A 12,503-nucleotide genomic window follows, 5' to 3' on the forward strand; every position below is an offset into this window, starting at 1 on the left:
CTGAAATCAGAGCGCGGTCAGCGTGCCGCGCACTTTTTTACTGAAGCGCCAGGCGATAAATGCCAGCAGCGCACCTGCCACCATCATCAGCGCCAGCGCTGACTTTTCTGCCAGCGGCAGAGCCATCATCAATAATCCCGCTGACGATCCCCCAGCCATCTGAATAAAGCCCGCCAGCGCAGAAGCCACACCGGCCTGCTGCTGGTAAGGTTCCAGCGCATAGCTGGTGGCCGGACCGACGGTAAAGGCCAGGCCGGCAACCGACACAGCTACAGGCAGCATATACAGCGCCCAGTGCGTCTGCCATGCCTCGGGCAGCAGCCACATGCCGGCTGTCAGCATCACGGCTCCCGTGGTCATTGCCAGTGCGCCAATCGCCAGACAGATCGGACGGCCCAGTTTGCGAATCACCTTATTGACCAGCACGCTGACCAGCATAATCCAGAAGCCGTTCGCACCGAACGCAATTGAGAACTGCAGAGCAGACAGGCGGCCTTCGGTCATCAATACGTTAGGTGCCAGTGAAACGTAGGTCAGCACCATACCCAGCGCACCGGCGTTAGCGAAAGCAAAGGCCAGGAAGCGCGGCTGGCGTAGGATCTGCCAGTACTGGCGCAGCGGCAGCCCTTTCACTTTTTGTGTATCCGCCGGGCGCGTTTCCGGCAGGAAGAACACCACCAGCAGACCAATAAACAGTGCGTAGAGGGTCAGGAACCAGAACGGCGCGCGCCAGTTAAAAGCTTCAGCCAGCAGACCACCCAGCAGCGGGGCCAGAGCCGGTACGATATTCAACGCGCCGTTAAGGAAGCCGTAGGCGCGGGCGGCATCATCGCCGTTCAGACGATCGCGTACGCCGCTAAAGGCCACCACTGCCGTACAGCACACGGCGCAGCCCTGGATAATACGTGCGGCAAGGAACTGCAGCCAGACGTCAGCGGTGGCTGCCATCACGCTACCGGCAACGTAGAGCAGCAGGCCGATGATGGCGATCGGTTTGCGCCCCAGATTATCGACCAGCGGCCCGGCGACAATCTGCCCAAGGCCCATCACCAGCAGAAACAGGGGGATTGTGGTCTGGATATTGGCCACGGGGGTATTTAATCCAACGGCAATGTCCGGCAGAGTAGGCAGGTACAGATCGATGCCCAGCGGGGCAAGCAGAACCAGGCTGAGCAACAGCAGGGTGAATTTTTGCATGACAGAAGTAAGATCCAAATTAAAGCAAGCCGTACAGGGTAGAGATTACCCACGGAAAAGAAAAGCATAAAGTGTAAGGAGACAGGGATTTATCTCCTTACACCGCAGAATTACTCTTTATCCTGCTGTACGCGAACCCCAACTTTAATAATTGTGTTGTCTTCTTTTTCCGCCACGGTCCAGATCAGATTTTTCCACTCAACCTGATCGCCTACGACCGGAGCACCACCAATGATGTCGGAAACCAGCTGCCCGAGCGTTTGCTGTCTGTCATGTTCTTCATCCAGATCGATGCCGTAGATTTCAGAAACATCCTGCAACCGCGCATCGGCCTGAAGAATAAAGTCGCCGAAGAATCGCTGATCGAGATCGACCGGCGGTGACTGGCTGAATAGTTTGCCCAAGGCGGGCAGATCCCGCTCGCGCCCAATCACACACAGAATATCCCCTTCGCGCAGGCGCGTGTTGCCCGTCGGGTGCAGCAGTTGGTTGTTGCGAAACAGTGCGGCGATGCGTGTTTCCCGCGGCATATGCAGATCGCGCAGGGCGGCGCCGACGCACCATTTATCCGCGCTGAGTTGATAAACCAGGTGCTCCCACGGGTTTTCAGGATGGATATCCAGCCCGATACGAGAAACAGGTGAAGCCGTAGGCGGTACGATTACCCTGGCTTTACGGGCAGCAAAGCCCAGAGAGGTTCCCTGAACGATCAGCGATACCAGCACAACAAAGAAGGCGATATTAAAGAACAGCGAGGCGTGGGGCAGACCCGCCATCATCGGGAAGACGGCAAGAATAATCGGTACCGCGCCACGCAGCCCAACCCAACTGATAAAGAAGCGTTCGCGGATATTAAAGCCGCGAAACGGCAGCAGTCCGACTAAAACCGAAAGCGGGCGCGCCAACAGTATCAGCCACAGTGACAGCAACATTGCCGGTACGGCGATATGCCAGAGATCGAGCGGATTGACCAGCAGACCCAGTACCAGGAACATACCGATCTGGCTAAGCCAGGCCATGCCGTCAAAAGTTTGCAGAATACCGTGGCGGCTGCGGATCGGCCGGTTGCCGAGGACAAAACCGCAGAGATACACGGCCAAAATGCCGCTGCCTTCCAGCGCGGTGGTCAGGGAAAACACCAGGATACCGCCACTTAGCGCCAGTAGCGGGTACATCCCGGCCGGCAGAGAAATACGGTTGATGAGCTGCAGCAGTCCCCAGCCGCCGCCAATTCCCAGCGCAATACCAAGACCAAATTCCTGGATCAGATGCACAAAGAACATCATATCCAGCCCGGACTGGCCCTTCAGGATCATATCAATCAGGGTTATGGTCAGAAACACCGCCATCGGGTCATTGCTGCCAGATTCAATTTCCAGCGTAGCGCTGACGCGCTCATTCAGCCCTTTACCGCCGAGCAGTGAAAAGACCGCTGCCGCATCCGTTGAGCCAATAATCGCCCCAATCAGGAAGCCGTTCATCATATTTAAATCAAACAGCCAGGCGGCGGCCATGCCGGTCAGACCGGCGGTTATCAGCACGCCGACGGTAGCCAGCGACAGCGCCGGTCCAAGCGCCACCTTAAATGAACTGGCCTGGGTACGCATACCGCCATCCAGCAGGATCACTGCCAGCGCAAGGTTACTGACCAGATAGGCCGCCGGATAATTGTTAAAGACAATGCCACCGATGCCATCAACGCCCGCCAGCATACCGAGCGCGAGGAAGATAACCAGAATAGGAATACCCAGACGGGAGGAAAAGGAACTCAGCAGAATGCTTGCGGCAACCAGCACTGAACCAATGATGAATAAATTGTAAATCGCGCTGGCTTCCAAAAGGCGTTTCTCCCAACAGATTAAAATACTTTTTTACAGAGTGTGCATGACAGAGCAAGAAATTTAGAATCGATCTCACTCGATTGAAATCAGGGGATAAAATAGCGTAAAAACGGCTCCGGTGAATACCGCGGAGTGCGCTAAAGGGAATTTTTCTGCTGACTGGCACGCATTAAGGCCGTAATCGGGCAAAAAGAACAGTCGCACCCGGGGTTTTACGCCGGTAGCAGGGCGCTACCGGCGCATGCGGGTTTAGTAATTTTCCTCAACCTGCTTCTGGAACAGGGCACGGAACACCGGATAGATATCCTCGGGTTCACGTATGTGCTGAATAGCAAAGTTGTCGAAGCGGGTTTGCAGATTCTCGTACTCGCGCCACAGGGTTTGATGAGCACGCCGGGTGATCTCGATATAGCTGTAGTAACGCACCACCGGCAGGATATTTTTTGCCAGCAGCTCATGACAAAGTGGGGAATCATCAGCCCAGTTGTCGCCGTCGGATGCCTGCGCGGCATAGATATTCCACTGCGCCGGGTCGTAACGCTCTTTGACCACCTCATCCATCAGTTTTAATGCACTGGAAACAATCGTACCGCCGGTTTCCTGCGAATAGAAGAACTCCTGCTCATCGACTTCTTTCGCCTGCGTGTGGTGTCGAATGTAAACCACATCCACGTTTTTATAGGTTCGGCTGAGGAACAGATACAGCAGAATATAAAAGCGTTTTGCCATATCCTTAGTGGCCTGATCCATTGAGCCCGAAACGTCCATCAGGCAGAACATCACCGCCTGGCTGGAAGGCTCAGGTCGCTTTTCAAAATTTTTATAGCGTAAATCAAAGGTATCGATAAACGGCACGCGCTTGATACGTGCGCGAAGTTCGGCGATCTCCTTGCGCAGCTGTTCCTCTTCCAGCAGTTGAGCCGGTTCACTGTTCTCCACTGTTTTCAGCGTTTCTTCCAGTTCGGCCAGCGTGCGGCGTTTGCTGGCGGTCATCGCCGTGCGGCGCGCCAGAGAATTTTGCAGCGAGCGGACGACGCTGATATTGGCCGGAACGCCGTTAGCGGTATAACCGGCGCGATGGGTTTTATACTCATTGAGCTGACGATGCTGATTCCTTTTCAGATTCGGCAGGGCCAGGTCTTCGAATAGCAGATCAAGGTACTCATCTTTTGAGATATTGAATACGAACTCATCCTGCCCCTCACCGTCCTGGCTGGCATTACCCTGGCCACTGCCGCTGCCACCGCCGCCACCCTGAGGGCGTTCAACGCGGTCGTTCTGCACAAAGTGATCGTTGCCTGGATGTACACGATGACGCAGGCCGCCCCGCCCCTGATGGAAAGCCGGTTCGTTGATATCTTCAACGGGAATTGAGACGGATTCGCCGCTTTCTACGTCGGTAACCGAACGCTTGTTGATGGCCTCGGAGATCGACTGTTTGATTTGCGACTTATAGCGGCGCAAAAAGCGCTGGCGGTTTACCGCGCTCTTATTTTTGCCGTTAAGACGCCGATCGATAAAATAGGCCATAGCTCCCCCATACTACGTTGCAGACGGGCCTGAGCCCGTGCTGATGCACTCGTTGCGATTTTGCTGCCGTTGTGGGCCCGGACAGAGCAACCTCTGTCGGGCCCACTGGGTTAAGCACTTACGCAAACGTCAGGATGACTTCCTTACGCGCAGATACCATTCGCACAGCAGGCGAACCTGTTTACGGGTATAGCCTTTCTCCATCATGCGGTCGACGAAATCGTCGTGTTTTTTCTGCTCATCGGTGGATGTTTTGGCGTTAAACGAAATAACCGGCAGCAGCTCTTCCGTGTTAGAGAACATTTTCTTCTCGATCACGGTGCGCAGCTTCTCATAGCTGGTCCAGTTCGGATTACGGCCATTATTGTGTGCCCGGGCGCGCAGCACAAAGTTGACGATTTCATTACGGAAGTCTTTCGGGTTGCTGATCCCGGCAGGCTTCTCGATTTTTTCCAGCTCGGCGTTCAGTGATTCACGATCGAACAGCTGTCCGGTATCCGGGTCACGGTATTCCTGATCCTGTATCCAGAAATCAGCGTAGGTCACGTAGCGGTCAAAAATATTCTGACCGTACTCAGAGTAAGATTCCAGGTAGGCGGTCTGGATCTCTTTGCCGATAAATTCGGCGTATTTCGGGATCAGATAGCCTTTCAGGTGCTCAAGGTACTTCTCAGCCTGTTCCTGCGGGAACTGTTCGCGATCTATCTGCTGTTCCAGAACATAGAACAGGTGAACCGGGTTCGCCGCCACTTCAACATGGTCGAAGTTAAACACGCGGGAGAGGATTTTAAAGGCAAAGCGGGTAGATAACCCGTTCATTCCCTCATCCACACCGGCGTAGTCACGGTACTCCTGGTACGACTTGGCTTTCGGATCGGTATCTTTCAGGCTTTCACCGTCGTAGACCCGCATTTTCGAGTAGCTGCTGGAGTTTTCAGGCTCTTTCAGACGCGAAAGAATCGAGAAACGGGCCAGTGTTTCCAGCGTGCCTGGTGCGCACGGTGCATGTGTCAGTTCGCTATTCACCAGCAGTTTCTCGTAGATCTTAATCTCTTCGGAAACCCGCAGGCAGTATGGAACCTTGACGATGTACACGCGGTCGAGGAACGCTTCGTTATTCTTGTTGTTGCGGAAGGTGACCCACTCAGATTCGTTAGAGTGCGCCAGAATAATACCGTTAAACGGCAGTGCAGAGATGCCTTCGGTGCCGTTATAGTTGCCCTCCTGCGTGGCGGTCAGCAGCGGGTGCAGCACTTTAATCGGCGCTTTGAACATCTCAACGAATTCCATGATCCCCTGGTTCGCCCGGCACAGCGCGCCGGAATAACCATAGGCATCAGGATCGTTCTGGGCGTGATTCTCCAGCTTACGGATATCCACTTTACCCACCAGCGCGGAGATGTCCTGGTTGTTTTCATCACCCGGTTCGGTTTTGGCAATCGCAATCTGTTCCAGAATTGACGGCCAGACCTTAACGACCTTGAAACGGGTGATATCCCCGCCGAAGTCGTGCAGGCGCTTCGCCGCCCACGGCGACATGATTGTACCCAGGTAGCGACGAGGAACGCCGTACTCTTTATCCAGAATGTTGGCGTCCTCCTGCGGGTTAAACAGGCACAGTGGATGATCGTTAACCGGGCTGCGTTCACCATCCGCGCTCAGCACGTAGATAGGCACGCGCTGCATCAGCGATTTCAGGCGTTCTGCAAGAGAGGATTTACCGCCACCAACCGGTCCCAACAGATACAGGATCTGTTTTTTCTCTTCCAGGCCCTGCGCGGCGTGTTTCAGGTAGGAGACGATTTGTTCAATCGCTTCCTCCATACCGTAAAACTCTTCAAACGCCGGGTAGCGTGCAATCACACGGTTAGAGAACAGCCGGGAAAGGCGAGGCTCCTGAGCGGTGTCGACCATTACGGGTTCACCGATTGCCATCAGCAATCGTTCCGCCGCGTTGGCGTATGCACTGCGATCCTGCCGACAAATGGTAAGAAATTCCTGCAGTGTGAACTCTTCGTCCTTGGCAGCTTCATAACGCTGACGATAGTGATCGAATATATTCATAGCGATGCCCGTCCTTTCGTTTTTAGCACAGGTACCAGGAGCCTAACGCGATAGCCCCTGAAGGAACTTATTAATGAGTACAGCAACCCTTATGCCAACCTGACTTTTTTTATCGGGAAACACACTTCTTTGGTTACTCTGCTCGTTAAAATTTAGGTCTTACGATTAAGCGTAGATCGCATATTAAAAAATTTCCTGAAGCCGCGAGCATTTTCGATGAAATTTCAATAACAAAGTTAGAAAAGCGCTAAGCAGCTCGCTTTCCCGGCTCGCCGGGTACTGCGGGTCGAAAATAACCCCGTGCGAAACAAATGGATATTTCGTGCTTAAAAATTGATTATAAGTGCTACAAGTTATGTAAATTTACGATCGCGTATTGATATCACGGTTAAACTTACCAGCCTGATTGTTATATTTACGGAACGATTTATTTGTGAACCATTTCAAACTTACCGCGCTTGCTGCGTTTTTACCTCTGTATTTTGCGGCCCCTGTCGCACAGGCTAACCCGCTAACGCTGGGCGCCTCCGTAATTTACAGCCAGAGCCCGTATAAAAGTGGCCAGGACCGATACTATCCTGTGCCTATCGTTAACTACGACGGTGACAGTTTCTATCTGAACACCCTGCAGGCAGGTTACTACCTGTGGAAGGACAGCCAGGACCAGCTGTCGCTGACGGTATTGGGTTCACCGCAGAACTACGACCCTGACGATGCCGACGACGGTGATATGAAATCGCTGAACAAGCGCCATATGACGCTGATGGGCGGGTTATCCTATCGCCATACGGCCGACTGGGGGATCGTACGTACTACGCTGGCGGGCGATGTGCTCGACAACAGCAACGGTATTATCTGGGATCTGACCTATCTTTACCGCTTCGAATTTGGCCAGTTCAGCCTGACGCCGGGTATTGGTGCGCTATGGAATAGCTCAAACCAGAACAAATACTACTATGGTATTTCTTCTGCTGAGTCCGATCGCAGTGGGCTTAATCGCTACGATCCGGATGACAGCTGGAGCCCTTACCTGGAGCTGACCGGTGGCTGGAAAATCAGCGACAGCTGGAACGCCACCGTTTCCGGTCGCTATGTCCGTCTGGGCGATGAAATTAAAGACAGCCCGATGGTCGATAAAAGTTCTCAGGTTCTGCTGTGGAGCGGTATTAGCTACACCTTCTGATGTCGCGATCTGCACCAAAGAAGGGCGCTGTGCGCCCTTTTGTGCTATTTCGGGGCGCGATAATGATGCAGGGAGAGAGTAATGAGTCGGAGAGTGACCTTTTCTGATGGAACCCTCCTGCCAGCTATCGGGCAGGGGACCTGGTATATGGGCGAAGATCCTGCATTACGCAACCAGGAGATCGCCGCATTACAGTGCGGAATTGATGCAGGCCTGACGCTTATCGATACGGCGGAAATGTACGCGGATGGCGGTGCGGAGCAGATTGTTGGCGAAGCGCTGGTGGGGAGGCGGGAGCGCGCCTGGCTGGTCTCAAAAGTCTATCCCTGGAATGCCAGCGAAGTGGATGCCGTTGAAGCCTGTGAACGAAGCCTGCGCCGCCTGAAAACCGATTATCTCGATCTCTATCTGCTTCACTGGCGGGGTAATATTCCGCTGGAAGAGACGCTGCGCGCGATGCAAAACCTGCAGCAACAGGGAAAAATACGGCGCTGGGGCGTATCCAACTTCGATACCGATGACCTCAGCGAACTGTTGCAGGAGGAAGGGGGAGAAGACTGCGCAACTAATCAGGTGCTCTATCATCTCGCTTCACGCGGCATTGAGTATGATTTACTGCCGCAGTGCCAGCAGATGGCAATGCCGGTGATGGCCTACTGCCCGTTAGCTCAGGCAGGGCGACTGCGCCGTGAGCTGATGGAACATCCGGTACTCGGTCAGATTGCACAACACAAGCGCATCAGCGTGGCGCAGCTGCTGCTGGCCTGGGTAATCCGCAAGGAAGGGGTGATAGCCATCCCGAAAGCCAGTTCGATTGCTCACGTAGAGGAAAACGCGGCTGCGCTGGCGGTGACGCTGAGCAGCGAAGATCTGATGCTGATTAACCAGGCCTTCCCTCCGCCGTCGACTAAAATGCCGCTGGATGTTGTGTAGCCAATGGCAGGGTAGTCATAGCCTTAATGGCCACAGCAGGCGACCGGGTTGTTGACCGGTCGCACAGGCATCAGATTACTTCTGAATACGTAAGGTTACTGCCAGCCGGGCAGGCTGTTCGCCAGAACTGATCAGCGGACGGGAAATGCGCGCGGTTTCCACACACACCATCGTTTTATAACCTTCGTTTGCCATATCTCCCATGCTGCATGACAATTCAGCTCCCGAATTCCATGTGACAACGTCACTTTGATAGTGATGATGCACTTCAATTACCCGATTGCCGGCACGGTCTTCCAGCACGCTGCATTCAGCAGGCTGGGTATGAATACGGTCAACGCGCTGTTCGTAGGTTTGTTTGCCGTCAGGCAACTGGCCGGTAGCGCCTTTCAGTACCTGATCGATATAGTCCGGCCCCAGGCCGCTGACTGTTACCGAGGCATTATCGGCAACGTTAAAGTAGCTGTGCAGGGCTGCCGTTGCCTCGAAATCACCGTGGGCCTCAAGTTCAATTTCGCAGGTATCGCTGAAGCGGAAACGAGCGAACAGGGTAAAGTCATGCGGCCAGAGTTTTTTGGTCTGCTCGTTGCTTTCCAGAACGAAAGTCAGCATCACGCTCTGCTCATTTTCATCATGCGCCGAGAGCTTCCACGGCAGATTGCGGGCAAAACCATGTGCCGGCTCACCTGCCGGGCCAAACCATGGCCAGCAGATTGGCACGCCGCCTCGGATAGCTTTACCCGGGGTCCAGGCCGTTTTCTCACTCAGCCAGACAACCGGCTTTTCACCCGCAGGCTGCCATGCTACCAGGTGCGCCCCCTGCAGCGTAACGGCTGCGCGGATCTTAGGGTGGGTGATGACCACCACCGGCAGTTCGCCAATCTGGCGCTGAGTAATATACGGGGAAATCTGGTTAAGCACCGGCAGCGAGAAGAGTTTTTCGTTCATGAGCGGTCCTTCTGAAATTGAGGGATAAAAAAAGGGCGACCTGAGTCGCCCTTACTTTTCTGGTTCTGTGTCAACAGGCCTTATTTGGCGATGTGAGCAACCAGGTCCAGTACCTTGTTAGAGTAACCAGTTTCGTTGTCGTACCAGGAAACCAGTTTAACAAAGGTGTCGCTCAGCGCGATACCGGCTTTAGCATCGAATACTGAAGTCAGTTTTTCACCGTTGAAATCGGTAGAAACCACTTCGTCTTCGGTGTAGCCCAGAACGCCTTTCAGTTCGCCTTCAGACGCGGCTTTGATTGCATCACAAATTTCTTTGTAAGAAGCAGGCTTAGCCAGACGTGCAGTCAGGTCAACGACGGAAACGTTAGGGGTAGGAACGCGGAACGCCATACCGGTCAGTTTGCCGTTCAGCTCAGGGATCACTTTACCTACGGCTTTTGCAGCACCGGTAGATGAAGGGATGATGTTCTGAGCTGCGCCGCGGCCGCCGCGCCAGTCTTTGTGAGACGGGCCATCAACGGTTTTCTGAGTTGCGGTAGTTGCGTGCACGGTGGTCATCAGTGCTTCAACGATACCGAACTTGTCGTTGATTACTTTAGCCAGCGGTGCCAGGCAGTTAGTGGTACAGGAAGCGTTAGAAACGATGTCCTGGCCAGCGTAAGACTTGTGGTTTACACCCATAACGAACATTGGGGTGTCGTCTTTAGATGGGCCAGTCAGTACAACTTTCTTGGCGCCAGCCTGGATGTGTTTACGTGCAGTTTCGTCGGTCAGGAAGATACCGGTCGCTTCTGCAACAACGTCAACGCCTACTTCGTCCCATTTCAGGTTAGCAGGATCGCGCTCAGCGGTAACACGGATGGTTTTACCGTTAACAACCAGTTGACCGTCTTTGACTTCTACAGTGCCGTTGAAGCGACCATGAGTTGAGTCATACTTCAGCATGTAAGCCATGTACTCTGCGTCCAGCAGATCGTTGATCGCAACGATTTCTACATCAGAACGTTCCTGAGCAGCACGGAAAACGATGCGACCGATACGGCCAAAACCGTTGATACCTACTTTGATAGTCATATATTCCACCAGCTAGTTGATAGTGAATAAAAGGTTGGCAGTAAAATTACAAAAAGCTTACCAGGCGTCAAGCGGAATCGTGTCAATTATTGCTATAGGTCAAACTCATGACCAGGAATTATTCAAAAAAAAGTCCATTTCTTGACGCCGACACAGCCGTGATCTTAAGGCACTTAACCCGAATATAAAGGGGGTCATATTGTAAAAGGTGATCTGAGTCACAATTATGTCTCTGAACGATTCTCCTCTCGCACTGCGAGCGAAAAATTCACCTGATCTTGTTAAGTATTTGTTAGAATGCTAAGCGAAGTCTTCATAATAACACTGCCAGAGAGTCTACCATGGCTAATGAGAAATCCCCTATTTCACCCGAAAATGAACTGAACGAAATGCAACGTTACGTTACCCAGCAGCGTGGTACTGAGCCACCGTATTCGGGTAAACTGTTGCATAACAAAGAGCAAGGTCTGTATCACTGCCTGGTGTGTCAGGCTCCACTGTTTCTGTCCGCGTCAAAGTATGATTCAGGCTGCGGCTGGCCAAGTTTTTACGAGCCTTACAGCGACGAGGCCATTCGCTATCTTGATGATAATACTCATGGAATGCAGCGTGTCGAGATTCGCTGCGGCAGCTGTGATGCTCACCTGGGTCATGTGTTCCCGGACGGCCCGCAGCCAACCGGCGAACGTTACTGCGTTAATTCCGCATCGCTGAGTTTTAGCGACGATGACGGTAACATCACCAAAGGTTAACGGAACTGTAATGGAACTCGATGAAATCATTGCCGGTATGACTCCGGAAATTTATCAGCGCCTGGCAACAGCGGTTGAAACCGGTAAATGGGCTGACGGTGTCGCCCTGACGCCGGAGCAGAAGGAAAACAGCCTGCAGCTGGTTCTGCTGTGGCAGGCAAAGCATAACGACGCCCCCCAGCATATGAGCGTAGCGAAGGGCGGGGAAATCGTGATGAAGAGTAAAAAACAGCTGAAAGAAGAGTTCGGTATCAGCGATGAAGACGTGACGCGCATCCAATTACAGTAGTTATTCCTGCAAGAATAATTCGTTCAAAGAATAGGCAGCTGTGCGTTCAGCACATCTGCCTAAATTTTTTGGCCTACAGAATCAGTGCACCGGCATTTTGCATCGCTTCCAGTGCCTCTGTGCTATCGCCAGACTGCAAATTCACGCCGCGGCAACCCTCAGCTATCACCGTGACGTCAAAGCCCAGGGAGAGCGCATCCAGCACGCTGTATTTAACGCAGTAGTCGGTTGCCAGCCCCATTACCGTCAGCGAGGTAATACCTTGCTGCTTCAGCCAGTCTTCTAAAATAGTTGCCTGGCGTCTGCCGTTATCGAAAAAGGCGCTGTAGCTGTCCACCTGTGGATTTTCACCCTTGTAAACGCGCAGTGTGATAGCGGACTGCTCCAGAGCCGGGTGCAGTTCTGCTCCGGCACTGTGCTGAATGCAGTGATCCGGCCACCAGACCTGCGGCAGACCATCCAGTTCCCCGCAGCTGCCGGGTTTGTTTCCGCAGGTAGAAGCAAAGCTGCCGTGGCCGAGAGGATGCCAGTCAAACGTGGCAATAACCGGTTCACCGCGCTGCTGAAACTCCGCTGCCAGTCGGTTAGCCACAGCTATCGTCTCATCGCCCTCTGCCACCGCCAGTGCGCCACCGGGGCAAAAGTCATTTTGTAAATCGATTAATACCAGTGCCTGGCGTGCGCTCATGC

General features: G+C 53.4%; 11 protein-coding genes. 4 read left to right on the forward strand and 7 right to left on the reverse strand.

Features of this window, described 5'->3' with window-relative positions; translation table 11 throughout:
• Positions 1–6: 6 nt before the first annotated feature.
• The 4 genes from JOE09_RS00455 to yeaG all read right to left on the reverse strand — a co-directional run bounded on the left by JOE09_RS00455 (position 7) and on the right by yeaG (position 6,632).
• Entirely contained in the window at positions 7–1,197 is a 1,191-nt protein-coding gene (locus tag JOE09_RS00455) for a multidrug effflux MFS transporter (protein WP_205064390.1), read from the reverse strand.
• Between the two features lie 110 nt (positions 1,198–1,307).
• On the reverse strand, positions 1,308–3,035 hold the full coding sequence (locus JOE09_RS00460; protein WP_105595251.1) for a potassium/proton antiporter: 1,728 nt from the start codon (positions 3,033–3,035) through the stop codon (positions 1,308–1,310).
• A gap of 252 nt (positions 3,036–3,287) precedes the next feature.
• Positions 3,288–4,568 (reverse strand): YeaH/YhbH family protein, encoded by a 1,281-nt coding sequence (locus JOE09_RS00465; protein WP_105595250.1) that lies wholly within the window; start codon positions 4,566–4,568, stop codon positions 3,288–3,290.
• Between the two features lie 129 nt (positions 4,569–4,697).
• Positions 4,698–6,632, reverse strand: coding sequence for a protein kinase YeaG (yeaG, locus tag JOE09_RS00470; protein WP_205064391.1), 1,935 nt, complete (start codon positions 6,630–6,632; stop codon positions 4,698–4,700).
• A gap of 433 nt (positions 6,633–7,065) precedes the next feature.
• Here yeaG and JOE09_RS00475 point away from each other — a divergent pair, with 433 nt between their 5' ends.
• Both JOE09_RS00475 and JOE09_RS00480 read left to right on the forward strand, forming a co-directional pair.
• A complete protein-coding gene (locus JOE09_RS00475) occupies positions 7,066–7,815 on the forward strand; it encodes a MipA/OmpV family protein (RefSeq protein ID WP_205064392.1) in 750 nt (249 codons plus the stop codon).
• Positions 7,816–7,896: 81 nt separating this feature from the next.
• On the forward strand, positions 7,897–8,748 hold the full coding sequence (locus JOE09_RS00480) for an aldo/keto reductase (protein ID WP_205064393.1): 852 nt from the start codon (positions 7,897–7,899) through the stop codon (positions 8,746–8,748).
• 75 nt (positions 8,749–8,823) lie between these two features.
• Here the strand turns inward: JOE09_RS00480 and JOE09_RS00485 are convergent, their stop codons facing one another.
• On the reverse strand, positions 8,824–9,696 hold the full coding sequence (locus JOE09_RS00485) for a D-hexose-6-phosphate mutarotase (protein ID WP_205064394.1): 873 nt from the start codon (positions 9,694–9,696) through the stop codon (positions 8,824–8,826).
• Between the two features lie 80 nt (positions 9,697–9,776).
• Entirely contained in the window at positions 9,777–10,772 is a 996-nt protein-coding gene (gene gapA, locus JOE09_RS00490) for a glyceraldehyde-3-phosphate dehydrogenase (protein ID WP_172606669.1), read from the reverse strand.
• A 341-nt stretch (positions 10,773–11,113) separates the two neighbouring features.
• Between gapA and msrB the strand changes: the two genes are divergently transcribed.
• Positions 11,114–11,524, forward strand: a complete 411-nt coding sequence (gene msrB, locus JOE09_RS00495) for a peptide-methionine (R)-S-oxide reductase MsrB (protein ID WP_205064395.1) — start codon at positions 11,114–11,116, stop codon at positions 11,522–11,524.
• 10 nt (positions 11,525–11,534) lie between these two features.
• Entirely contained in the window at positions 11,535–11,813 is a 279-nt protein-coding gene (locus tag JOE09_RS00500; protein ID WP_205064396.1) for a YeaC family protein, read from the forward strand.
• Positions 11,814–11,886: 73 nt separating this feature from the next.
• Here JOE09_RS00500 and pncA read toward each other — a convergent pair whose 3' ends face one another.
• A complete protein-coding gene (gene pncA, locus JOE09_RS00505) occupies positions 11,887–12,501 on the reverse strand; it encodes a bifunctional nicotinamidase/pyrazinamidase (RefSeq protein WP_205064397.1) in 615 nt (204 codons plus the stop codon).
• Positions 12,502–12,503 lie beyond the last annotated feature (2 nt).

Source organism: Pantoea coffeiphila, assembly GCF_016909495.1.
Taxonomy (GTDB): Bacteria; Pseudomonadota; Gammaproteobacteria; order Enterobacterales; family Enterobacteriaceae; genus Erwinia; species Erwinia coffeiphila.

Bases quoted from the DNA above. Each gene is read 5' to 3' on its own strand.
- JOE09_RS00455 (WP_205064390.1), bottom strand. From the start codon at position 1,197: ATGCAAAAATTCACCCTGCTGTTGCTCAGCCTGGTTCTGCTTGCCCCG.
- JOE09_RS00465 (WP_105595250.1), bottom strand. From the start codon at position 4,568: ATGGCCTATTTTATCGATCGGCGTCTTAACGGCAAAAATAAGAGCGCG.
- yeaG (WP_205064391.1), bottom strand. From the start codon at position 6,632: ATGAATATATTCGATCACTATCGTCAGCGTTATGAAGCTGCCAAGGAC.
- JOE09_RS00480 (WP_205064393.1), top strand. From the start codon at position 7,897: ATGAGTCGGAGAGTGACCTTTTCTGATGGAACCCTCCTGCCAGCTATC.
- JOE09_RS00485 (WP_205064394.1), bottom strand. From the start codon at position 9,696: ATGAACGAAAAACTCTTCTCGCTGCCGGTGCTTAACCAGATTTCCCCG.
- gapA (WP_172606669.1), bottom strand. From the start codon at position 10,772: ATGACTATCAAAGTAGGTATCAACGGTTTTGGCCGTATCGGTCGCATC.
- msrB (WP_205064395.1), top strand. From the start codon at position 11,114: ATGGCTAATGAGAAATCCCCTATTTCACCCGAAAATGAACTGAACGAA.
- JOE09_RS00500 (WP_205064396.1), top strand. From the start codon at position 11,535: ATGGAACTCGATGAAATCATTGCCGGTATGACTCCGGAAATTTATCAG.
- pncA (WP_205064397.1), bottom strand. From the start codon at position 12,501: ATGAGCGCACGCCAGGCACTGGTATTAATCGATTTACAAAATGACTTT.